At 70.9% G+C, this 21132-nt stretch carries 21 protein-coding genes; 11 read left to right on the top strand and 10 right to left on the bottom strand.

Annotated features, from left to right (window positions below):
* Positions 1-26 precede the first annotated feature (26 nt).
* Positions 27-602 carry a TetR/AcrR family transcriptional regulator gene (locus VIU94_RS40940; RefSeq protein ID WP_331920107.1) on the top strand — a complete coding sequence of 192 codons (576 nt, stop codon included), beginning with the start codon at positions 27-29 and terminating at the stop codon, positions 600-602.
* Between the two features lie 22 nt (positions 603-624).
* On the opposite strand, the gene VIU94_RS40935 is transcribed toward VIU94_RS40940, so the two are convergent.
* Positions 625-1668, bottom strand: a complete 1044-nt coding sequence (locus VIU94_RS40935; protein ID WP_331920209.1) for a family 2 encapsulin nanocompartment cargo protein polyprenyl transferase — start codon at positions 1666-1668, stop codon at positions 625-627.
* Positions 1669-1762: 94 nt separating this feature from the next.
* Entirely contained in the window at positions 1763-3178 is a 1416-nt protein-coding gene (locus VIU94_RS40930; protein ID WP_331920105.1) for a family 2B encapsulin nanocompartment shell protein, read from the bottom strand.
* 280 nt (positions 3179-3458) lie between these two features.
* Between VIU94_RS40930 and VIU94_RS40925 the strand changes: the two genes are divergently transcribed.
* A complete protein-coding gene (locus VIU94_RS40925) occupies positions 3459-4049 on the top strand; it encodes an N-acetylmuramoyl-L-alanine amidase (RefSeq protein ID WP_331920103.1) in 591 nt (196 codons plus the stop codon).
* 106 nt (positions 4050-4155) lie between these two features.
* Positions 4156-5106, top strand: a complete 951-nt coding sequence (locus tag VIU94_RS40920) for a 1-aminocyclopropane-1-carboxylate deaminase/D-cysteine desulfhydrase (RefSeq protein ID WP_331920101.1) — start codon at positions 4156-4158, stop codon at positions 5104-5106.
* Here the strand turns inward: VIU94_RS40920 and VIU94_RS40915 are convergent.
* Positions 5082-6680, bottom strand: coding sequence for a Na+/H+ antiporter (locus VIU94_RS40915; RefSeq protein ID WP_331920099.1), 1599 nt, complete (start codon positions 6678-6680; stop codon positions 5082-5084). The two genes, VIU94_RS40920 and VIU94_RS40915, sit on opposite strands and share 25 nt — an antisense overlap.
* A gap of 44 nt (positions 6681-6724) precedes the next feature.
* Between VIU94_RS40915 and VIU94_RS40910 the strand changes: the two genes are divergently transcribed.
* The 3 genes from VIU94_RS40910 to VIU94_RS40900 all read left to right on the top strand — a co-directional run bounded on the left by VIU94_RS40910 (position 6725) and on the right by VIU94_RS40900 (position 8600).
* The gene (locus VIU94_RS40910; RefSeq protein WP_331920097.1) at positions 6725-6985 is read left to right on the top strand and encodes a UBP-type zinc finger domain-containing protein; all 261 of its coding nucleotides are present in this window, start codon (positions 6725-6727) and stop codon (positions 6983-6985) included.
* Between the two features lie 260 nt (positions 6986-7245).
* Complete coding sequence (locus tag VIU94_RS40905; protein WP_331920095.1) at positions 7246-7659, top strand: ATP-binding protein; 414 nt, start codon at positions 7246-7248, stop codon at positions 7657-7659.
* A gap of 26 nt (positions 7660-7685) precedes the next feature.
* Positions 7686-8600: an RNA polymerase sigma factor SigF gene (locus VIU94_RS40900; RefSeq protein ID WP_414721100.1), complete on the top strand. Its 915-nt coding sequence runs from the start codon at positions 7686-7688 to the stop codon at positions 8598-8600.
* A 40-nt stretch (positions 8601-8640) separates the two neighbouring features.
* On the opposite strand, the gene VIU94_RS40895 is transcribed toward VIU94_RS40900, so the two are convergent.
* The gene (locus VIU94_RS40895) at positions 8641-9075 is read right to left on the bottom strand and encodes a hypothetical protein (protein ID WP_331920091.1); all 435 of its coding nucleotides are present in this window, start codon (positions 9073-9075) and stop codon (positions 8641-8643) included.
* 117 nt (positions 9076-9192) lie between these two features.
* Here VIU94_RS40895 and VIU94_RS40890 point away from each other — a divergent pair, with 117 nt between their 5' ends.
* Both VIU94_RS40890 and VIU94_RS40885 read left to right on the top strand, forming a co-directional pair.
* The gene (locus tag VIU94_RS40890) at positions 9193-10161 is read left to right on the top strand and encodes a diacylglycerol/lipid kinase family protein (protein WP_331920089.1); all 969 of its coding nucleotides are present in this window, start codon (positions 9193-9195) and stop codon (positions 10159-10161) included.
* A 309-nt stretch (positions 10162-10470) separates the two neighbouring features.
* The gene (locus VIU94_RS40885; RefSeq protein ID WP_003953983.1) at positions 10471-10728 is read left to right on the top strand and encodes a WhiB family transcriptional regulator; all 258 of its coding nucleotides are present in this window, start codon (positions 10471-10473) and stop codon (positions 10726-10728) included.
* Between the two features lie 164 nt (positions 10729-10892).
* On the opposite strand, the gene VIU94_RS40880 is transcribed toward VIU94_RS40885, so the two are convergent.
* Complete coding sequence (locus VIU94_RS40880; RefSeq protein ID WP_331920207.1) at positions 10893-12359, bottom strand: sensor histidine kinase; 1467 nt, start codon at positions 12357-12359, stop codon at positions 10893-10895.
* A 353-nt stretch (positions 12360-12712) separates the two neighbouring features.
* Positions 12713-13312 carry a TetR/AcrR family transcriptional regulator gene (locus tag VIU94_RS40875; RefSeq protein WP_331920087.1) on the bottom strand — a complete coding sequence of 200 codons (600 nt, stop codon included), beginning with the start codon at positions 13310-13312 and terminating at the stop codon, positions 12713-12715.
* Between the two features lie 82 nt (positions 13313-13394).
* Between VIU94_RS40875 and VIU94_RS40870 the strand changes: the two genes are divergently transcribed.
* A complete protein-coding gene (locus VIU94_RS40870) occupies positions 13395-14147 on the top strand; it encodes an SDR family oxidoreductase (protein WP_331920085.1) in 753 nt (250 codons plus the stop codon).
* A 157-nt stretch (positions 14148-14304) separates the two neighbouring features.
* Positions 14305-15090, top strand: coding sequence for a glucosamine-6-phosphate deaminase (nagB, locus tag VIU94_RS40865; RefSeq protein WP_331920083.1), 786 nt, complete (start codon positions 14305-14307; stop codon positions 15088-15090).
* A 74-nt stretch (positions 15091-15164) separates the two neighbouring features.
* Here the strand turns inward: nagB and VIU94_RS40860 are convergent, their stop codons facing one another.
* The 4 genes from VIU94_RS40860 to VIU94_RS40845 form a co-directional block, all read right to left on the bottom strand.
* Positions 15165-16682 (bottom strand): glycoside hydrolase family 3 protein, encoded by a 1518-nt coding sequence (locus VIU94_RS40860; protein ID WP_331920081.1) that lies wholly within the window; start codon positions 16680-16682, stop codon positions 15165-15167.
* Between the two features lie 9 nt (positions 16683-16691).
* Positions 16692-17558 (bottom strand): carbohydrate ABC transporter permease, encoded by an 867-nt coding sequence (locus VIU94_RS40855; protein ID WP_414721098.1) that lies wholly within the window; start codon positions 17556-17558, stop codon positions 16692-16694.
* Positions 17555-18577: a carbohydrate ABC transporter permease gene (locus VIU94_RS40850; RefSeq protein WP_331920079.1), complete on the bottom strand. Its 1023-nt coding sequence runs from the start codon at positions 18575-18577 to the stop codon at positions 17555-17557. The genes VIU94_RS40855 and VIU94_RS40850 overlap by 4 nt, the downstream gene beginning before the upstream one ends.
* 134 nt (positions 18578-18711) lie before the next feature.
* Entirely contained in the window at positions 18712-19998 is a 1287-nt protein-coding gene (locus tag VIU94_RS40845) for an extracellular solute-binding protein (RefSeq protein WP_331920077.1), read from the bottom strand.
* A gap of 285 nt (positions 19999-20283) precedes the next feature.
* On the opposite strand from VIU94_RS40845, the gene VIU94_RS40840 reads away from it, so the two are divergent.
* Positions 20284-21048, top strand: coding sequence for a GntR family transcriptional regulator (locus tag VIU94_RS40840; RefSeq protein WP_331920203.1), 765 nt, complete (start codon positions 20284-20286; stop codon positions 21046-21048).
* Positions 21049-21132: the final 84 nt, after the last annotated feature.

The following is a 21132-nucleotide window of genomic DNA, read 5'->3' as shown; positions in this document are numbered from 1 at the left end:
AAGAAGTGGAATGAGGAGGTCCGCAGGTGGCGAGGAATCCCGAGCGCAGGGCGGCGCTGCTGGACGCGGCGATCGAGGTACTGGCGGACGAGGGCGCCCGCGGGCTGACGTTCCGGGCCGTCGACGCCCGGGCGGGTGTGCCCACGGGCACCTCGTCCAATTACTTCACCGACCGCGACCAGCTGCTCTCGCAGGTCGCGGACCGGATCTACGTACGGCTGACGCCCGAGGACGACTCCTTGGCGGTCGCCCTGAGCCCCGAGCCGAGCCGGGCGCTGGTCGTCGAGCTGATGAAGTGGCTCGCCCGGCGGATGGCGGCCGAGCGCAGCTGTTATCTGGGGCTCTTCGAACTCCGACTTGAGGCCACCCGCCGCCCGGAGCTGCGCACCCAGCTCACCAAGGTGTTCCGCGCCGTCCTCGACCAGAACATCCAGGGGCACCTGGCCGCCGGGCTGCCGGGCGACGCGGAAACGGTCCGGCTGCTGTACATGGCCCTCACCGGCCTGTTCCTCGACCACTTCACGGTCCCGGGCCTGCACGCCGACCGGGACCTGGACGCCCTCATCGAGACCGCGGTCACCCGGATCGTGCCGGAAGCCTGACGCCCGGCTCCTGCGCCGCCCCTCACTTCGTCCGGCGCGTTACGAACTCGGCGAGGGACAGCAGGTCGCCCGCCGCCGCCAGGTCCGGCACCGCCAGCGAGAGCTGGTGCACCGCCCGGGACATCCGGTCGGCCGCCTCGGCCTGCGCCCAGTCCCGGCCGCCGGCCCGCTCGACCGCGTCCGCCGCCGCCCGTACCGCCGCCGGGTCGAGCACCGGCTCCCCGTACAGACCCGCCAGCTCCGCGCCCGCGGCCGTGCCCGAGGTGAGCGCGGCCACCACCGGCAGGGACTTCTTGTGGGCGGCCAGGTCCGCGCCGGCCGGCTTGCCGGTCCGGTCCGGGTCGCCCCAGATCCCGATCAGGTCGTCGATCAGCTGGAAGGCGAGCCCGGCCTCCCGGCCGAACGCGTCCATCGCCGCGACCTCGCGCTCCCCCGCGCCCGCGTACAGCGCGCCCAGCGCGCAGGCGCAGCCCAGCAGCGCGCCCGTCTTGGCGGTGGCCATCGCGAGGCACTCGTCCAGCGAGACCTCGTGCGGCGGCCGCCGCTCGAACGCGCAGTCCGCCTGCTGCCCGGCGCACAGCTCGATGACGCAGGCGGCGAGCCGGGCCGAGGCCGCGGCGGACGCCGGATGGCCGTCCTCCGCGAGCAGCCGCAGGGCCAGCGCCAGCATGGCGTCGCCCGCGATCAACGCGTCCGGGATGCCGAACACCGTCCAGGCGGTGGGACGGTGACGGCGCGTCGGGTCCTCGTCGACGATGTCGTCGTGGAGCAGCGTGAAGTTGTGCGCCAGTTCCACCGCCGCGGCCGCCCGCACGGCCGGGTCCGGGTCGCCGCCGAGGGCCCGGGTCGCGGCCAGTACGAGGGCGGGGCGGATCGCCTTGCCGGCCTGCCCGGCGGCCGGGGTGCCGTCGGCCTGCTCCCAGCCGAAGTGGTACATCGCGACCCGCCGTATGGATCCGGGCAGGGACTCGACGGTGGAGCGGAGCTGGGGATTGACGACGGTCCGGGTCTGGTCCAGGAGTGCCACGGCCCCCTGACCGTCGGTCGTGGCATGGGCGCTGGTCATGGTCACGGTCACTTCCTTCACGACGGGCCGGTACGGCGGCGCGGGCGGCGGGGGCGCGGGCACTCGGCCCGGCGCCCCCGCCGCCCTCACCGGGTCAGCGCCAGCGGCTGACCTCGACGTTCTCCAGCACGCCGAGCGCGTCCGGCACCAGGACGGCGGCCGAGTAGTAGGCCGTGACCAGGTACGAGATGATCGCCTGCTCGTCGATGCCCATGAAGCGGACCGAGAGGCTGGGCTCGATCTCGTCCGGCAGGCCGGTCTGGTGCAGACCGATCACGCCCTGGTCGGACTCGCCGGTACGCATGCAGATGATCGACGTGGTCCGGGCGTCCGAGACCGGGATCTTGTTGCACGGGAAGATCGGCACCCCGCGCCAGGTCGGGATCCGGTTGCCGTTGACCTCGATCGACTCGGGCACCAGGCCCCGCTTGTTGCACTCGCGCCCGAAGGCGGCGATGGCGCGCGGGTGGGCGAGGAAGAGCTTGGAGCCACGCCGCCGGGACAGCAGCTCGTCCATGTCGTCCGGGCTGGGCGCGCCGTCGTGCGGCTGCAGGCGCTGCCCGTAGTCGCAGTTGGCCAGCAGGCCGAACTCCCTGTTGTTGATCAGCTCGTGCTCCTGGCGCTCGCGCAGCGCCTCGACCGTGAGCCGCAACTGCTGCTCGGTCTGGTTCATCGGCTGGTTGTAGAGGTCGGCGACCCGGCTGTGCACCTTGAGAACGGTCTGGGCGACGCTCAGCTCGTACTCGCGGGGCGAGGCGTCGTAGTCGACGTAGGTGTGCGGGACGACCGCCTCGCCGACATGGCCGGCGGACAGGTCGATCTCGGCCTCGCCGTACTTGTTGGTGCGCTGATGGGGCAGCGCGGCCACGGTCGCGAGGTGCGCGGCGAGCGAGACCGCCCGGTCCGCCAGGTTGCGCACGTCGTCCCGGGTGAGTTCGAGGACGGTGCAGGAGGTGGCCGCGCGGGCGGTCCACTCCCAGGTGGCCTCGGGGTCGATGAGCGCGCCGTCGCCGAAGTACGCGCCGTCGGCGAGGACTCCGAGCACCGCCTCGTCGCCGTACGGGCCTTCGCCGATCTGCTCGACCCTGCCGTGCGCGAGCAGGTAGACCCGGTCGGTGGCCTCGCCGGAGACGGCGATCACCTCACCGGCCGCGAACTCGCGCTGCCGGCAGCGGGCCGCCAGTTCCGTGAGGGCCTCCTCGTCCTCGTAGCCGCGCAGCGCGGGGAGCTCACCGAGCTCGGCCGGGATGACGGCGACCCGCTCCCCGGTCTGGACGAAGGTGACACGGCCGTCACCCACGGAATAGCTGAGCCTCCGGTTCACCCGGTAGGTACCGCCCTGCACCTGCACCCACGGCAGCATCCGCAGCAGCCACCGAGAGGTGATCTCCTGCATCTGCGGTGCCGACTTCGTGGTGGTCGCCAGGTTCCGCGCGGCGGCGGTACCGAGACTCTGCTGCGGGGGCGCCTGCTCCGCGCGGACCTCGTCGCCAACCGAACCAACCGACATGGATCTCCCTCTCGATCATGTAGACCTGCGAGAGGAAGCTTTCAGCACGCTGAGTACGCCCGCCATTACACAAATGAGTGGGCATGATCCGTGCACCACGGGGCATGACACTCGGTTTCCACTCGATCGGCGCAGCCGTTGGCGAGGGTCCGCCGGAGCGCCCGCGGAGGGTGTCCGGATCGGCTCGCACAGCGTCCGAACGCAGCGCCTCCGTTTCCCGTACTCCGGTACATCCAGGAAGACATCCGGCAGTACGCGAACCACGAGTAAGGAGTCGGCCATGGCCCCACCCATGTCCGCGAGCAGGTTCCTCGACGCGCTGCGCGACGAGGGCCTGAAGGTCGTCGAGGTCGGCGACTGGCGCACCCACAACCGCAACCACAAGGGCCCCTGGGGCCCGGTGCACGGCGTAATGATCCACCACACGGTCACCCGGGGCACCGCGAACACCGTCCGGATCTGCCGCGACGGCCACAGCGCGCTGCCCGGCCCGCTGTGCCACGGCGTGATCGCCAAGGACGGCACCGTCCATCTGGTCGGCTACGGCCGCGCCAACCACGCGGGCTCCGGGGACGACGACGTCCTGCGCGCGGTGATCGCCGAGCAGAGGCTGCCCCCGGACAACGAGGCCACGACGGACGGCAACCGGCACTTCTACGGCTTCGAGTGCGAGAACCTCGGCGACGGCAAGGACCCCTGGCCCAAGGTCCAGCTGGAGGCGATCGAGAAGGCCGCGGCGGCGGTCTGCCGGGTCCACGGCTGGACCCACCGCTCGGTGATCGGCCACCTGGAGTGGCAGCCGGGCAAGATCGACCCGCGCGGCTTCACGATGGCCTCGATGCGGGAGCGCATCGCCGACCGCCTGCGCTGACGCGCTCGGTGCGGCCGGCCTGCGGGCCGGCCGCACCGCCTGGACGGGCCCGCACCGGCTGGACGGGCCTGCACCGCTCGACGGGCCCGCACCCGACAATGGTCGGGTGAGCCTGTTCGACCCGTCCCAGCTGCGACTCCGTCTCCCCTCGCCCCTCGAGGAGGTGGCGGACGAGCGCTTCGCACGGCACGGCGTGCGGCTGCTGCTCAAACGGGACGACCTGATCCACCCGGATCTGCCGGGCAACAAGTGGCGCAAGCTCGCGCTCAATCTGCGGGCCGCCGCCGGGCGGCCGGTGCTCACCTTCGGCGGGGCGTACTCCAACCACCTGCGGGCGACCGCCGCCGCCGGCCGGCTGCTCGGCTTCCCGACGATCGGCGTGGTCCGGGGCGACGAGCTGGCCGGCCGCCCCCTGAACCCCTCGCTCGCCCGCTGCGCGGCCGACGGCATGCGGCTGGTCTTCGTGGACCGGACGACGTACCGCGCCAAGGACGACCCCGTCGTACTGGCGGAGATCCTGCGGGACGCGCCCCCGGACGCGTACGTGGTCCCCGAGGGCGGCAGCAACGCCGCGGCCGTCCGGGGCTGCGTGGAGCTGGGCCGGGAGATGGCGGGGGCGGCCGACGTCGTCGCCGTGGCCTGCGGCACCGGCGGCACCCTGGCCGGCCTGGCCGCCGGTCTCGGCCCCGGGCAGCGCGCGCTCGGCATACCCGTCCTCAAGGGCGGCTTCCTCGGCGAGGCCGTGACGGCGCTCCAGGAGGAGGCGTTCGGCGGCCGCACCGGCGACTGGGGCCTGGACGAGCGCTTCCACGGCGGCGGCTACGCCCGTACGACCCCCGCCCTCGACGCGTTCGCACAGGACTTCGAGGCGCGGCATGGACTCGCCATCGAGCGTCTGTATGTCGCCAAAATGTTGGACGGACTTCTGACCCTCACCGAGGAGGGCGCGTTCCCGTCCGGGACCCGGCTCGCCGCCGTGATCACCGGTTCAGAGGATGGCTCGAACCTGCGTACGCCCACCCCGGGGGCGGATCAGTCGGCGGACTCCTCCCGGTAGGCCGCCGCCTCCTCCAGGTCCAGCCGGCGCAGCAGGGTCCGCATCATCTCGTCGTCGATCCGGCGCTCGTCCCGCAGCCGGACGAAGACCTCCCGCTCGGCGTCGATCACCTCCCCGGACAGCCGCCGATAGGTGTCGTCCACGCTCTCCCCGGTGACCTCGTTGACCGAGCCGAGCCGCTCCCACACCGCGTTCCTGCGCCGCTCCAGGACCGCGCGCAGCCGGTCTTCCAGGGGCTGCGGCAGCGCGTTGCGCTCGTCGGCCAGCAGCGCGTCGAGCCGCGCCTCCGCGGCCCGCGACGCCTCGCTCTGCGCCTGCGCCTCGGCCAGCGTCTCGGCCTGCACATCGCGGCCGGGCAGCTTCAGGAGCCGGATGAGCGGCGGCAGGGTGAGCCCCTGCACCACCAGCGTGCCGATCACCGTGGTGAAGGTGAGGAAGAGGACCAGGTTGCGGGCCGGGAACGGCTCGCCGTCGGTGGCCACCGGGATCGAGAACGCGATCGCGAGCGAGACCACCCCGCGCATCCCGGCCCAGCCGACGATCAGCGGCGCCTTCCAGTTCACCCCCGGCTCCCGCTCCCGGATCCGCCGCGAGAGCCGGCGCGGGAGGAAGGTCGCCGGGTACACCCAGACGAACCGCACCACCACGACCGCGACGAAGACCCCGAGCGCGTACCCGATCGCCTCGCCGACTCCGTACGGGCCCAGGCCCTGGACGACGTACGGGAGCTGGAGCCCGATCAGCGCGAAGACGGTGGACTCCAGGACGAAGGCGACCATCTTCCACACCGCCGCCTCCTGGAGCCGGGTCGCGAAGTCGACCTGCCAGGCGCGGTGCCCGAGATAGAGAGCGACCACGACGACCGCGAGGACGCCGGACGCGCCGACCTCCTCCGCGGCCGCGTAGGCGACGAAAGGGATCAGCAGGGAGAGGACGTTCTGCAGCAGCGCGTCGGGGAGCTTGCGGCGCAGCCAGTGGATCGGCGCCATCAGCACGAGCCCGACGCCGATGCCGCCGAGCGCCGCGAGCGCGAACTCGCCGATCCCGCCGGCCCAGCTCACCCCCTCGCCGACGGCCGCCGCAAGCGCGACCTTGTACGCGGTGATCGCGGTGGCGTCGTTCACCAGGGACTCGCCCTGCAGGATCGTGGTGATCCGGTTCGGCAGCCCGAGCCGGCGCGCGATGGCGGTGGCCGCCACCGCGTCCGGCGGCGCGACCACCGCGCCCAGGACCAGCGCCGCGGTCAGCGGCAGGTCCGGCACCAGCACGTAGGCCAGCCAGCCGACCGCGAAGGTCGCGAAGAGCACGTACCCCACCGACAGCAGGGCGACCGGTCTGATGTTCGCCCGCAGATCGAGGTACGAGGCGTCCACCGCGGCCGTGTACAGCAGCGGCGGCAGGATCAGCGGCAGCACGATGTGCGGGTCCAGGGTGTAGTCCGGCACCCCGGGGATGTACGAGGCGGCCAGCCCCGCCGCGACGAGGAGCAGCGGTGCGGCCACCGGCGTCCTGCCCGCCGCCCCCGCCACCGCGGCGCTCACCGCGACCAGTGCCACCAACTCCAGTGCGTCCATCTCTCCCGTCCCCGCTGTCCCACGTGCCACGTAACCTGGCCATCATGAGCGAGTGCCCCCACGTTGCAGAACTGCCGCGCCCCGAGCCGGCGCCCCTCAGCCCGACCTGCCCGGAGTGCCTGGCCGACGGGGCCCACCCGGTACAGCTGCGGCTCTGCCTGCAGTGCGGGCACGTGGGCTGCTGCGACTCCTCGGCCGGACGGCACGCGACCGGGCACTTCACGACCAGCGGACACGCGGTGATGCGAACCTTCGAACCCAACGAGAGCTGGCGGTGGTGCTTCGTGGACGGTTCGATCGTCTGACCCTTGGGTACGTCACCCCGGTCAAACGACTGCCGCTTCCTCGTAATTGGGCGTCGCAGACCTCTAGCCACTGTCCGTGCTCGTGGACTTACCATGAGTGACAGTCGTTGCGGCAGCGGTCTGACCGGGGCCCACGGCGACACGGCACCATGGATCGCGATAGTTTCACGGCGGACTCAGTGACCGACTGCGTACCGCGCGGTTCGGGGGATCTCGCTCCCCCGGGCCCCGAATGAGCTTGTGCCACCTTGGAGGTGAGGGTGTCCCAGATCGCAGGCGAGCCCGGGACCCAGGACTTCGTGGAAGTCCGGCTGCCCGCTGCGGGTGCCTACCTGTCCGTGCTGCGTACGGCCACGGCGGGTCTGGCCGCGCGCTTGGACTTCACCCTCGACGAGATCGAGGATTTGCGCATCGCGGTCGACGAGGCCTGCGCGATCCTGCTCCAGCAGGCCGTGCCCGGCTCCGTCCTCAGCTGTGTGTTCCGCCTCGTCGACGACTCCCTCGACGTGACGGTCTCGGCCCCGACCACCGACGGCCGGGCGCCGGAGCGGGACACCTTCGCCTGGACGGTGCTCTCCGCACTGGCCGGCAAGGTCGAGTCCTCCGTCGCGGAGGACCGTACGGTCTCCATCAACCTGTACAAACAGCGCGGCGCCGGACCAGGCCCGGCGTGAGCGACGAGCTGCGCGCCACGGCGGGCATCCCTGAACAGCAAGCGACGGAGCAGGCGCAGGTTGGGGGTACCTCCCAGGCGGAGCCCTGGGGGAGGGCGGTCCATATGAGCGAGCACGAGCAGCAGGAACAGAAGCAGCAGGAAGAGAAGCAGCACGAGGCCCCTGAGCCGCAGGAGGCCCCCGATCCGCACGACCGGAGCGGGGCGAAGGCGATGTTCGTCGAGCTGCGCAATCTCCCGGAGGGCTCTGCGGAGAAGGCGGAGCTGCGCAACCAGCTGGTGCGGATGCACCTGCCGCTGGTGGAGCACCTGGCGCGCCGCTTCCGCAACCGCGGCGAGCCGCTGGACGACCTGACGCAGGTCGCCACCATCGGTCTGATCAAGTCGGTGGACCGCTTCGACCCGGAGCGCGGCGTCGAGTTCTCGACGTACGCGACGCCCACGGTCGTCGGCGAGATCAAGCGCCACTTCCGCGACAAGGGCTGGGCGGTACGGGTGCCCCGGCGGCTCCAGGAGCTGCGGCTCTCCCTGACGACGGCCACGGCGGAGCTGTCCCAGCAGCACGGCCGCTCCCCCACGGTGCACGAGCTGGCCGAGCGGCTCGGCATCTCGGAGGAGGAGGTCCTGGAGGGCCTGGAGTCCGCGAACGCGTACTCGACGCTCTCGCTGGACGTCCCGGACACCGACGACGAGTCCCCGGCGGTGGCGGACACGCTGGGCGCGGAGGACGAGGCGCTGGAAGGCGTCGAGTACCGCGAGTCCCTGAAGCCGCTCCTGGAGGACCTGCCGCCGCGGGAGAAGCGGATCCTGCTGCTGCGGTTCTTCGGGAACATGACCCAGTCGCAGATCGCGCAGGAGGTCGGCATCTCACAGATGCACGTCTCCCGGCTGCTGGCCCGCACGCTGGCGCAGCTGCGGGAGAAGCTCCTCGTCGAGGAGTAGTCGTACGTCGTACGACGTCGTACGGGCCCCGGCCGGAGCGTTACGCGTCCGCGCCGGGGCGCTTGATGCCCAGGGCCGCCGTGGTCGCCGGGTTCACCAGCAGGACCAGGCCGGTCACCGCGGCGGCGGCCAGCGCGATGCCCGCCGGGATCATCGCGCTGGTGGCCTGGAGCAGCGTCCAGGCGACCGGCAGCGCCATGATCTGCGTGATGATCGCGGGACCCCGGCTCCAGCTGCGGCGCAGCAGCAGGCCGCGGGCGGCGGCGAGCGGGATGAGGCCGAGCGCGATCAGCGTCGCGCCGCCGGTCACCGCCTGGGTGAGGCCGTCGGGATCGCCCGTGAGCGCGGTCACGACCATGTACACGCCGCCGGCGAACAGCGCCAGGGCCTCCAGGCCGACCACGGCGGCCGCGGCGGTCAGACGGGCGGGGCGCGGCTCGGCGGGCGCGGCGGGGTTCTGTTCGGTACGGCTCACCCCAGCAGGGTACCGACGGCGGTCCGGGCCGCGGCTGCCGGTCGCGTCCGGTCCGGTCGCGTCCCGGCCTCCGGACCCGACTGGGCCGGGTACCGATCGGTAGGTACCCTGGCGGCCATGCGCGCACTTCTCGTGGTCAATCCGGCAGCCACCACCACCAGTGCGCGCACCCGTGACGTCCTGAGCCGCGCGCTGGCCAGCGAGATGAAGCTGGAGGCGGTGACCACCGAGTACCGCGGGCACGCCCGCGACCTGGCTCGGCAGGCCGCCGAGGGCGGGGAGATCGACCTGGTCGTGGCACTCGGCGGCGACGGCACGGTCAACGAGGTGGTCAACGGGCTCCTGCACGACGGGCCGGATCCGGAACGGCTGCCCGGCCTCGCCGTGGTCCCGGGCGGTTCGACGAACGTCTTCGCACGCGCCCTCGGCCTGCCGAACGACGCGGTCGAGGCGACGGGGGCCCTGCTGGACGCGGTGCGTGAGCGCCGTACACGGACAGTGAGCCTCGGGCTCGCGTCCGGGACCCCGGGCACGGACGACGAGGCGGTGCCGGCCCGCTGGTTCACCTTCTGCGCCGGCTTGGGGTTCGACGCGAGCGTGATCGGCCGTGTCGAACAGCAGCGCGAACGCGGAAAGCGATCCACCCATGCGCTCTATCTGCGCCAGGTGTTCCGCCAGTACCTGGAGGAGCCGCACCGGCGGCACGGCACGATCACCGTGGAGCGCCCGGGCGAGGCCCCCGTCGAGGGTCTGGTCCTGTCGATAATCTGCAACACCTCCCCCTGGACCTACCTGGGCAATCGCCCGGTGTACGCGTCTCCGGAGGCGTCCTTCGAGACGGCCCTCGACGTGCTCGGACTGAGCCGGCTCTCGGCCCCCGCGGTGGCCCGGTACGCGACTCAACTGCTCACTTCGACGCCCGAGCGCGGACCGCATGGCAAGCATGCGCTGACTCTGCACGATCTGACCGACTTCACCTTGCATTCGAAGGTTCCCCTCCCCCTCCAGATGGACGGAGACCACCTCGGTCTGCGTACGAGCGTGACGTTCACAGGCGTACGCCGTGCACTGCGTGTGATTGTGTGACCAGAAGGACCGAAAGTCCTTCCACTCGAACGTTTAGGCTGCCATCCACCCCCTAGAAGTACGGCTGTGACCTAGCCGACACCGAGGAATCAAAAAAAACTTTCCGGAAGGGGTTGTATCCGCCGCCGAGGTTTGCGAATCTCTACATGGCGATCGGGACGGCCCGCAACACCGGCCTCCACTGAGAGCCAGAACCCCTCCTCATTCAAGGACCACACCAGTTCATCTGGCAGTCGGCCCTTCACTTGCGGGGGGATTCGTGAAAGCGTTCACATTCACAAGCAACCCGCACCAAGAGAGGTAGCAGCCATGGACTGGCGTCACAACGCCGTTTGTCGTGAGGAAGACCCCGAGCTGTTCTTCCCCATCGGCAACACCGGTCCTGCGCTGCTGCAGATCGAGGAAGCCAAGGCCGTCTGCCGCCGCTGCCCCGTCATGGAGCAGTGCCTGCAGTGGGCGCTCGAGTCCGGCCAGGACTCCGGCGTCTGGGGTGGCCTCAGCGAGGACGAGCGCCGCGCGATGAAGCGCCGTGCCGCTCGCAACCGGGCGCGCAACGCGAGCGCCTGAACACCCTGACAAGCCTGAGGCAAGCGGCGCGTACATCGCGTACGCAATCACCGCCCCCGAGCCGCAGCGCGCAGCAGTAACCCACAGCATTCGAGCCCCGGGCCGATTCACTTCGGCCCGGGGCTCGCTGCTGTGCTGCCGCGGACGAGCGGGGTGAAGGGTCGTTACTTCTGGGGCTGGACGGGGATGTCGAGGACGACGCGGGTGCCGCGTTCGGCGCCCGGCAGCATGTCGAAGGATCCGCCCAACTCCCCTTCCACCAGGGTCCGGACGATCTGCAGGCCGAGGTTGCCGGCGCGCTGCGGGTCGAAGCCCTCGGGCAGTCCGCGGCCGTCGTCGGTGACGGTGATCAGCAGCCGGGCGTCGGCGCGGGGTTCGCCGCGGACGGCGGTGACGTCGACCGTGCCGGTCTCCCCCGGTGCGAAGGCGTGTTCCAGGGCGTTCTGCAGGATCTCGGTGAGCACCATGGAGAGCGGGGTGGCGACCTCCGCGTCGAGGATGCCGAAGCGGCCGTTGCGCCGGCAGGTCACCTTGCCCGGTGAGATCTCCGCCACCATCGCGATGACCCGGTCGGCGATCTCGTCGAACTCCACGCGCTCGTCCAGGTTCTGGGAGAGCGTCTCGTGCACGATCGCGATCGAGCCCACCCGGCGGACGGCCTCGTTGAGCGCCTCGCGTCCGCGGTCGGAGTCCATCCGCCGCGCCTGCAGTCGCAACAGGGCCGCGACCGTCTGGAGGTTGTTCTTCACCCGGTGGTGGATCTCCCGGATGGTGGCGTCCTTGGTGATCAACTCTCGCTCGCGGCGGCGCAGTTCGGTGACGTCGCGGAGGAGCACGAGCGAGCCGATCCGATTGCCCTTCGGCTTCAGCGGGATGGCCCGCAGCTGGATCACGCAGCCGTTGCCCTCGACCTCGGCCTCGCGCGGCGCGTAGCCGGAGGCCAGCTTGACCAGGGCCTCGTCGACCGGGCCGCGGGAGGGGGCGAGTTCGGCGGTGATCTGGCCGAGGTGCTGGCCGACGAGGTCGGCGGCGAGGCCGAGCCGGTGGTACGCGGAGAGCGCGTTGGGCGAGGCGTACTGGACGATGCCGTCGGCGTCGAGCCGGATCAGGCCGTCGCCGGCGCGCGGCGAGGAGTCCATGTCGACCGCCTCCCCGGGGAAGGGGAAGGAGCCGGCGGCGATCATCTGGGCCAGGTCGGAGGCGGACTGGAGGTACGTGAGCTCCAGGCGCGACGGGGTCCGGACGGTGAGCAGGTTGGTGTTGCGGGCGATGACGCCGAGGACCCGGCCCTCGCGGCGCACAGGGATGGACTCGACCCGGACCGGGACCTCCTCACGCCACTCGGGGTCGCCCTCGCGCACGATCCGTCCCTCGTCGAGGGCGGCGTCGAGCAATGGGCGGCGGCCGCGGGGAACGAGATGGCCGACCATGTCGTCCTGATAGGAGGTGGGTCCGGTGTTGGGGCGCATCTGCGCCACGGACACGTACCGGGTGCCGTCCAGGGTGGGCACCCACAGGACCAGGTCGGCGAAGGACAGGTCGGAGAGCAGCTGCCACTCCGAGACCAGCAGGTGCAGCCACTCGAGGTCGGACTCGCTCAGAGCGGTGTGCTGGCGTACGAGGTCGTTCATGGAGGGCACGTCTGCGAGCGTACCTGCGGAATTGACACCCGGTGAACCTGGATCTCCGGGCCTCCGTGTTGGAGGATGGGCCAGGGACCGGCCTGCTCCCATGGATGGACAGACAAGAATGGTCTAGTCCACAATGCAGGTACAGAGCCTCCGTCCTCCCCGCACAGGAGGATGGACGAGGCACCCGGCGCTCTCTGCCCTGACTGCGCCGAGGCCTCCCACACGGCCGAGGGACCGCACACCCCCGGCCGGGCGACTCCGGGCTGCGGTGCCGGACGGGTTGAGGGTCCCGTCAGGCGCCGCGGCCCGCGGGTGTTTCCGGGCCTTTTTTGCGGCTGTCCCGGGCGCGCCGCCTACGCGTCCGTCGGCCACGCGGTCATCGCCGCCTCGGCCACCGCCTCCAGCTCCTCGCGGGTCGCGCCGTCCCTGGCCTGCTGGGACATCCCCTGCATCACCGCGCCGACGAAGCGGGCGAGGGCCGTGGCGTCCGTGTCCGCCGGGAGCTCGCGCTCCTCGACGCCGCGCCGGATCCGGGCCTCGAACGCGGTCAGATTGCGGTTCCGGCGGGCCCGCATCGCCTCCTCGACCTCCGGGGTCGAGCAGTTCACCGCGGCCGAGATCATCAGGCAGCCGGGCGGGTGCCCGCTCCCCGTGTACTCGCTCGCCGCCTCCCGCAGCAGCCGGCCGAACGCGCCCCGGGCGGTCGGCTCCTCCGCGAAGGCCCGGCCGCCGAACGCGCCGTACGAGCCCGCGTAGACCTCGACGACTTCCTCGAACAGCGTCTTCTTGTCGCCGAACGCCGCGTAGAGGCTCGGCGCGCTGATGCCCATGACCCGGGTCAGATCGGCGACGGACGTCGTCTCGTAGCCGTGCTCCCAGAAGGCCATGGTGGCCTGCTCCAGCGCCGTCGGGCGGTCGAAGGAGCGGGGCCGGCCGCGCTGTCTCGTCGTCATGGCGTCAATTCTATAGCGGTCGTTAAAGAACGTGGTACGGTTCTTTCTGTAACGACCGCTAGGAAAAGAGGGGGGCGTCGTCATGGGCGTGCTCGCAGGGAAGACGGCACTGGTCACGGGCGGCAGCCGGGGCATCGGGCGGGGGATCGCGGAGCGGCTCGGGCGGGACGGGGCGCGGGTGGCCGTGCATTACGGGGGCAACGAGGTCGCGGCGAAGGAGACGGTCGCGGCGATCGAGGCCGCGGGCGGAGAGGCGTTCGCGATCGGGCAGGAGCTGGGGACGCCGGGGGACGCGGCGGCTCTGTGGGCGGCCTTCGACGCGCGGGCGGACGGGCTGGACATCCTGGTGAACAACGCGGGCATCGGGGCGTCGCGGCCGTTCGCGACGATCGAGGAGGAGGAGTACGACCGGATCTTCGCGGTCAATACGAAGGCGCCGTTCTTCCTGGCCCAGCTGGGCGCGGAGCGACTGCGGGACGGGGGCCGGATCGTGAACGTCTCCACGGGCCTGAGCAAGGCGGCGATGATGCCGGACACGATCGCCTACGCGATGTCGAAGGGCGCGCTGGACGTGTTCACCCGCTATCTGTCCAAGGTGCTGGGCGCGCGGGGCATCACGGTGAACGCGGTGGCGCCGGGCATCGTCGACACGGACATCAACGCGGCCTGGCTGCGCGGGAACGCGGAGGCATGGGCGGGCGCGGAGGCCCTGTCGACGCTGGGCCGGGTCGGCGAGCCGGCGGACATAGCCGACGTGGTGGCCTTCCTGGCCTCGCCCGACGCGCGCTGGGTGACGGGTCACTGGATCGACGCGACGGGGGGTTCGCTGGCCTGATCCGGGTGGCTGGGGCAGGGTTTCCGGCCGACGATGGGAGAGCCCTGTCCGGCGGCTGGAAGAGCCTGAGCGGGAGGGGTCCGCTCTGCTAGATTGGGCTCAATTGGTCTATACCACCAGACCGACACCAGCCCCTCATCAGATCGGCAGGCACAGCGTGGAAGTTGTCATCGTCCCGGACGCCAGGTCAGGCGGCGCGCTCATCGCGGAGGGCATCGCGGACCTGCTGCGGCGCAAGCCCGACGCGCTGCTCGGCGTGGCCACCGGTTCGACTCCGCTGCCCATCTACGAAGCTCTGATCGCCCAGGTCCAGGCCGGCTCGGTGGACGCCTCGCGCGCCCGCATAGCCCAGCTGGACGAGTACGTCGGGCTGCCCGCCGGGCACCCGGAGTCGTACCGCTCGACGGTGCTGCGCCAGGTCGTCGAGCCGCTCGGGCTCTCCGCGGACGCCTTCATGGGGCCGGACGGCTCCGCCGAGGACGTCCAGGCGGCCTGCGTGGCGTACGACCAGGCACTGGCCGCGGCCGGCGGGGTCGACCTGCAGATCCTCGGCATCGGCACCGACGGTCACATCGGCTTCAACGAGCCCTGCTCCTCGCTCGCCTCCCGCACCCGGATCAAGACGCTCACCGAGCAGACCCGGGTGGACAACGCCCGCTTCTTCGACGACGACATCGACCAGGTGCCGCACCACGTCATCACCCAGGGCATCGGCACCATCCTGGAGGCCCGGCACCTCGTGCTCCTGGCCACCGGCGAGGGCAAGGCAGACGCCGTCGCCGCGACGGTGGAGGGCCCGGTCGCCGCGCTGGTGCCGGCCTCGGCGCTCCAGCTGCACCCGCACGCCACGGTGGTCGTGGACGAGGCCGCCGCGTCCAAGCTGAAGCTCGCCGACTACTTCCGGCACACCTACGCGAACAAGCCCTCCTGGCAGGGCATCTGACCCGGTACGCGGAACGGCCCGGTACCTGAGTCCAGGTGCCGGGCCGTTCCTCGTGTCCGCGCTCAGATCCGTGCTCAGACGCCGGCGATCCGCTCCGCGGCCGCCCGGCCACAGACCCGGGCCGCGCCGTGCGTGGCGATGTGCAGCGCCCCGCGGGGCTCCGACTCGGACAGGCCCATCTCGACCACGACGGTGTCCGGGCGGGCGGCCAGCAGGCCGTCCAGGGCCTCGGTCATCCACGCGTGCCGGTGCGCGTCCCGGACGACCGCGACGATCCGCTGCTCCCCCGCGGCGGCCAGGACGGCGTCCACGGCGGGTTCGGCGTACGAGCCCGCCGCCGTGCCCGGCAGCAGCCGGTCCAGCTCCGGCGCGACGCCCCAGGGCGTCTCGTCGCCGACCGCGATGTTGGCCTCGGGCGTGAAGGACGCGACGTACGGGGCCTCGGTGATCGGCTCGAAGGGCCGCTCCCCCGCCGTGACCCGCACGGCGCGGCGGGCCGCCACCAGTCCGATGTCGGTGCCGGGCGCGGTCCCCTCCTGCACTGCCGCGCCCGGCCCCGATACAGCCCCCCTGACCCGATGCGCCTGGGTCCAGGACGCGAGGGCGCGTACCCGCGCCGCCGCGTCGGCCAGCCGCTCCTCGGGCAGTTCGCCGGACCGTACCGCCGTCACCAGCGCGTCGCGCAGCCGCAGTACGGTCTCCTCATCGGCCAGGCCGCCGCCGACGCAGATCGCGTCGGCTCCGGCGGCGATGGCCAGGACGGAGCCGCGCTCGATTCCGTGGACGGAGGAGATGGCCTGCATCTCCATGCCGTCCGTGACGATCAGGCCGTCGTAGCCCAGCTCCCGGCGCAGCAGACCGGTGAGGATCCGCGGGCTCAGGGTGGCCGGACGATCGGCGTCGAGCGCGGGCAGCAGGATATGCGCGCTCATCACCGCTTTGGAACCCGCTGCGACGGCCGCGCGGAAAGGCACCAGCTCACGGGCGTGCAGTGTGTCCAGATCCACATCGATGCGGGGCATCGCGTGGTGCGAGTCGACGTTCGTGTCGCCGTGTCCTGGGAAGTGCTTCGTGCACGCGGCGACGCCCACCGACTGGAGCCCCTCGACATACGCGACGGTGTGCCGCGCGACGAGCTCCGGGTCGGAACCGAAGGACCGGACGCCGATGACCGGATTGTTCGGGTTGGAGTTGATGTCGGCGGACGGGGCCCAGTTGAGGTCCACGCCGCACTCGACGAGCCGGCGGCCCAGCTCGCGGGCCACGGCCCGGGTGAGGTCCACGTCGTCGACCGAGCCGAGCGCGTAGTTGCCGGGGAACGAGGAGCCCTGGCGCACCTCCAGGCGCGTGACGTCGCCGCCCTCCTCGTCGATCGCGACGAGGACGTCGTCCCGCTCGGCCCGCAGCCGCGCGGTGAGCGCGGCGAGCTGCTCGGGGTCGGTGATGTTGCGGCCGAAGAGCCCCACCGAGGAGAGCCCCTCGCCGATGCGCCGGAGCAGCCAGTCGGGCGCGGCAGTCCCGAGGAAGCCGGGCTGCAGGACGGTCAGGGCGTCGCGGGTCAGCGTGTCCGACCCGGTCAGAAGAGTCGTCATGAGGAGCCGTTATCCCTTCACCGCGCCGGCGGTCATCCCGCCGACGGCCTTGCGCTGGAGGAAGAGGAAGACGATGAGCACGGGGAGCGCGAAGAGCGTGGAGGCGGCCATGGTCGCCCCCCAGTCGCTGCCGAACGCCGTCTGGAACTGGGTCAGCCAGAGCGTCAGGGTCTGCGACTCCTTGTCCTTGTTGAGCATCAGGATCATCGCGAACTCGTTCCAGGCGGTGATGAAGCCGAAGAGCGAGGTCGACATCAGGCCGGGCGCGAGCAGCGGGAAGATCACCTTGCGGAAGGCCTGGCCGCGGGTGCAGCCGTCGATCTGGGCGGCCTCCTCCAGCTCCACCGGGACGGCGGCGATGAAGCCGCGCAGGGTCCAGACGGTGAAGGGCAGCACCATCACGAAGTAGATGAGCGTGAGCAGCGGGATGCTGTTCAGCATGTCGTTCTCGCGGGCGATCATGTACATCGCGATGACCATGACCTCCCAGGGGGCCATCTGAGCCATCATCACGATCAGGACGATGCCCTTGCGGCCCTTGAACTTCATCCGGGCGATCGCGAAGCTCGCCGCGAGGGCGACCAGCAGGGCGAGGAGGACGGCGCCGACCGTGACGACGAGGCTGTTCGTCACATACGTCCAGAACAGGTCGACGCCGGTGGCGGTCGAGTAGTTCTCGAAGGTCGGGGCGAAGACGAAGACCGGATCCTTGGTCATGATCTGGTGCTGCGGCTTCAGCGAGGACGAGAACATCCAGTAGACCGGGAAGACGAACACCGCGGCGAGGACGAGCGCGGTGAGGTTCTTGACGACCGTGCCGACGCGCAGCGGCTTCCTGGTGCGCAGCTTCTGCGGGGTCTGGGCGGTGGTGCTCACTGCTCCTCCTCCTGCTTCAGGATCAGGCGGAAGTAGAAGGACATGACCGCGACGAGCATCACGATCGTCAGTACGGAGATGGCCGCGGCGAGTCCGTAGTGGAACTGCCCCACGCCCTCGACGTAGGCGAAGACCGGCAGGGTCTCGGAGGCGCGGTCGGGGCCGCCGGCGTTCATGGCGTACACCTGGGCGAAGGCCTTGAAGATCCAGATGATCTCCAGAAACGTGGTGATCATGAAGAAGGCCTTGAGGTTCGGGAAGACCACGGCCCAGAAGATGCGCCAGCCGCTCGCGCCGTCCATCCGGGCGGCCTCGTACAGCTCGGACCCGATGGTGGTCAGACCGGCGTACATGTTGAGCGCGACGAACGGGATCGAGCCCCAGACGAGCAGGACCATGATGATGACCAGCGTGGAGAAGCCGGACTCGAACCAGTTGTGCTGCTCGTAGCCGTCGAAGCCGAGTGTCCGCATCGCCCAGTTGACGACGCCGAACTGCTCGTCGAAGAGCCACTTGAAGACGGTGACGGAGGCGATGATCGGCATGGCCCAGGCGAGCATCAGCGCCAGCGAGAGGACGAGGCGCATCCACTTGCCGAGCCGGTTGAGCAGCAGACCGATGCCGGTGCCGATGGCCATGATGAGGGCGACATTGGCCGCGGTGAAGACGAGGCTTCGGACGACGACGCCCCAGAAGTCGGAGTCGCCGAGGAGTTCCGTGTAGTTGTCGAAGCCGATCCAGACGGTCTCGCGGGTGATGAACTCCTTCCTGTCGAGCTGCTGGAAGGAGAGGATCACATTGCGGATCAGCGGGTAGAGCAGCAGCACCGCCATGGAGAGCAGGGCGGGCGCGACGAGCAGATACGGCAGCAGCCCGCTGGGCAGGGAACGTCTGCCGCGCGGAGGCTGGAGGACTTCCTTCGGGCCGGAAGGGGGTGGCGGAGTCTGAGACTTCCCTGCCGCCCTCCCGGGCGCGTCCTGAGGAACGGCCGTCGCCGCCCCCTGGGAGTCCACGGTCATGGTCTTATTCCTCGCGGTTCTGGGGCTCCCGCGCCCACCGGGGCGCGGCCCGCTTCGGCGCGGGCCGCAGATCACTGCTGTGACCCGGTGGTGCGGCCGGTTCGGGACCGGCCGCACCACCGGGTGGCCACGGCCTACTTCTGGTTGATGCGCTCGTTGATGACCTTGTCGGCCGCCTCGCCGGCCGCCTTGGCGTCCTCACCCTTCAGGACCTTGGTCATGTAGTCCTTGATCGGGTTCGGGGCGGTCTCGACGTTCGCCCAGCCCGGGGTCACCGGAGTGATCTTGCCGACGGGCGCGGCCAGGGCCATCGCCTCGGCGAACGAGCCCGCGGCCGGCTTGAACTGCGCGGCGTCGTTGTTCGGAAGCAGCGCGCCCTCGGTGGCGGCGGCGTACTTCGTCATGTGGTCCTTGCCGGCGGCCAGGGCCAGCCACTCCTTGGCGAGCTCCTTGTTCTGGGAGCGCTCGGAGACGGCGAGGTTGGAGCCGCCGAAGAAGACGGAGCCGGGCTTGTCGGCGGTCTTGCCCGGGATCGGGAAGTAGCCGAAGTCGGCGGTCTTGCCGGCCTTCTTCATGGCGTCGATCGCGCCGCCGGCCTCCCAGCCGAGGCCGATCCAGGACGCCACGCCGCCCTTGGGCACGACGTCGGTGGACTGCTGCGGGGTCGCCTCGTCCTTGTCCTTCGGAGCGGTCGAGTAGGACTGCAGCTCCTTGTAGAAGTTCATGGCGCTGACGGCCTGGGCGGAGGACAGGTTGCCCTTCCACTTGTCGCCGTCCTTGAGCGCGAGGTCGCTGCCCTCGTCCCACAGGAAGCCGGCGTAGACGTACCAGCTCTGGCCGGGCAGGTAGATCGGCTGCGACTTCGGGTCGGCGGCCTTGAGCTTCTTCAGACCGTCGATCCACTCGGCGCGGGTCTTCGGGGCGGAGATGCCGGCCTTCTTGTAGGCGGCCTTGTCGTAGACCACGACGCGGTTGGCGGCGTACCACGGGGCGGAGTAGAGCTTGCCGTCCAGCTCGTTGGAGGCGAGCATGCCCTTGTTCCAGCCGTCGTAGCCGAGCGTGGCCTTGTCACCGCTCAGGTCGGCGAGACCGCCGGTGACCGCGTAGCCGGCGGTCTGGGTGTTGCCGAGCTCCAGCACGTCCGGCGGGGTGTCCTCCGAGAGGGCCGTGGTGACCTTCTCCTGGATGCCGTTCCACTGCTGCTTCTCGACCTTGACCTTGACGCCCTTGTGCTTGGCCTCGAAGGCCTTGTTGACCTCGGCCATCCAGGCGTCCGGGGCCGACCCGTCCATGACCCAGACGGTCAGCGTCTTGTTGCCGGACGCGTCCGTCTTCCCACCCTTGTCGCTGTCGGAACCACATGCCGCGACCGAGACCACCATGCCCGCGACACCGACCGCCGCGATGAGCTTGCGCTTCACGCCACCCTCCTCAGGGATGCCTGCAACCCCTGCCCACCGCGCGAAGTCGTACGACGAGTCATGCTCGTGGGGCTGGGACCTGGTCTTTAATGGTTTAGACCAGTACCGGGAGCTTGGCCTAGACCTTTAGGGGTGTCAAGGGTGTATAAGAAGGGCTGTCGGCTCCGTTATCGGACCGACACCTGAGGCAGGGCGACGACCCGTGACCGGTCCGTGCCACCATGTGAGCCGCGACAGACGGAGGAGCCGGTGACGGCAGCAGCACAGGAGTCGGGAAGGCGGGCCATGGCCACGGACGGGGGCAGTACGGAGACAGAGGGCGGCGCCGCCACCCGGACCGCGCGCGTGCCCAAGTACTACCGGCTCAAGCGACACTTGCTCGAGATGACGGAGACCCAGGCGCCCGGCACGCCGGTCCCGCCCGAGCGCACGCTCGCCGCGGAGTTCGACACCTCGCGCACCACGGTGCGCCAGGCCCTGCAGGAACTGGTCGTCGAGGGCCGCTTGGAGCGGATCCAGGGCAAGGGCACGTTCGTGGCCAAGCCCAAGGTCTCGCAGGCCCTTCAGCTCACCTCGTACACCGAGGACATGCGGGCCCAGGGCCTGGAGCCCACCTCGCAGCTCCTCGACATCGGGTACGTCACGGCCGACGACACCCTCGCCGGCCTGCTCGACATCTCCACCGGCGGCCGGGTGCTGCGGATCGAGCGGCTCCGGCTGGCCAGCGGCGAGCCGATGGCGATCGAGACGACCCACCTGTCGGCCAAGCGCTTCCCGGCGCTGCGCCGCTCGCTGGTGAAGTACACCTCGCTGTACACGGCGCTGGCGGAGGTCTACGACGTCCACCTCGCCGAGGCCGAGGAGACCATCGAGACCTCGCTCGCCACCCCGCGCGAGGCCGGCCTGCTCGGCACCGACGTGGGTCTGCCCATGCTGATGCTGTCCCGCCACTCGCTGGACGCCCAGGGCGAGCCCGTCGAGTGGGTGCGCTCGGTGTACCGCGGCGACCGGTACAAGTTCGTTGCCCGGCTGCAGCGCCCCAACGGCTGACCGCCCGCGGACGACTCCCGGCCATCCGGCCGAAAGACTGAAAAGATTCCGCCACTTCGGCGTGAACCGGTGCCCCGACACATC

The sequence above is a fragment of the Streptomyces sp. genome, from assembly GCF_036566765.1.
Taxonomy (GTDB): domain Bacteria; phylum Actinomycetota; class Actinomycetes; order Streptomycetales; family Streptomycetaceae; genus Streptomyces.
This window is presented reverse-complemented; position numbering and strand designations above follow the sequence as displayed.

Bases quoted from the DNA above. Each gene is read 5' to 3' on its own strand.
- VIU94_RS40935 (WP_331920209.1), bottom strand. From the start codon at position 1,668: ATGACCAGCGCCCATGCCACGACCGACGGTCAGGGGGCCGTGGCACTC.
- VIU94_RS40930 (WP_331920105.1), bottom strand. From the start codon at position 3,178: ATGTCGGTTGGTTCGGTTGGCGACGAGGTCCGCGCGGAGCAGGCGCCC.
- VIU94_RS40925 (WP_331920103.1), top strand. From the start codon at position 3,459: ATGGCCCCACCCATGTCCGCGAGCAGGTTCCTCGACGCGCTGCGCGAC.
- VIU94_RS40915 (WP_331920099.1), bottom strand. From the start codon at position 6,680: ATGGACGCACTGGAGTTGGTGGCACTGGTCGCGGTGAGCGCCGCGGTG.
- VIU94_RS40910 (WP_331920097.1), top strand. From the start codon at position 6,725: ATGAGCGAGTGCCCCCACGTTGCAGAACTGCCGCGCCCCGAGCCGGCG.
- VIU94_RS40890 (WP_331920089.1), top strand. From the start codon at position 9,193: ATGCGCGCACTTCTCGTGGTCAATCCGGCAGCCACCACCACCAGTGCG.
- VIU94_RS40885 (WP_003953983.1), top strand. From the start codon at position 10,471: ATGGACTGGCGTCACAACGCCGTTTGTCGTGAGGAAGACCCCGAGCTG.
- VIU94_RS40880 (WP_331920207.1), bottom strand. From the start codon at position 12,359: ATGAACGACCTCGTACGCCAGCACACCGCTCTGAGCGAGTCCGACCTC.
- VIU94_RS40875 (WP_331920087.1), bottom strand. From the start codon at position 13,312: ATGACGACGAGACAGCGCGGCCGGCCCCGCTCCTTCGACCGCCCGACG.
- VIU94_RS40870 (WP_331920085.1), top strand. From the start codon at position 13,395: ATGGGCGTGCTCGCAGGGAAGACGGCACTGGTCACGGGCGGCAGCCGG.
- VIU94_RS40860 (WP_331920081.1), bottom strand. From the start codon at position 16,682: ATGACGACTCTTCTGACCGGGTCGGACACGCTGACCCGCGACGCCCTG.
- VIU94_RS40850 (WP_331920079.1), bottom strand. From the start codon at position 18,577: ATGACCGTGGACTCCCAGGGGGCGGCGACGGCCGTTCCTCAGGACGCG.
- VIU94_RS40840 (WP_331920203.1), top strand. From the start codon at position 20,284: ATGGCCACGGACGGGGGCAGTACGGAGACAGAGGGCGGCGCCGCCACC.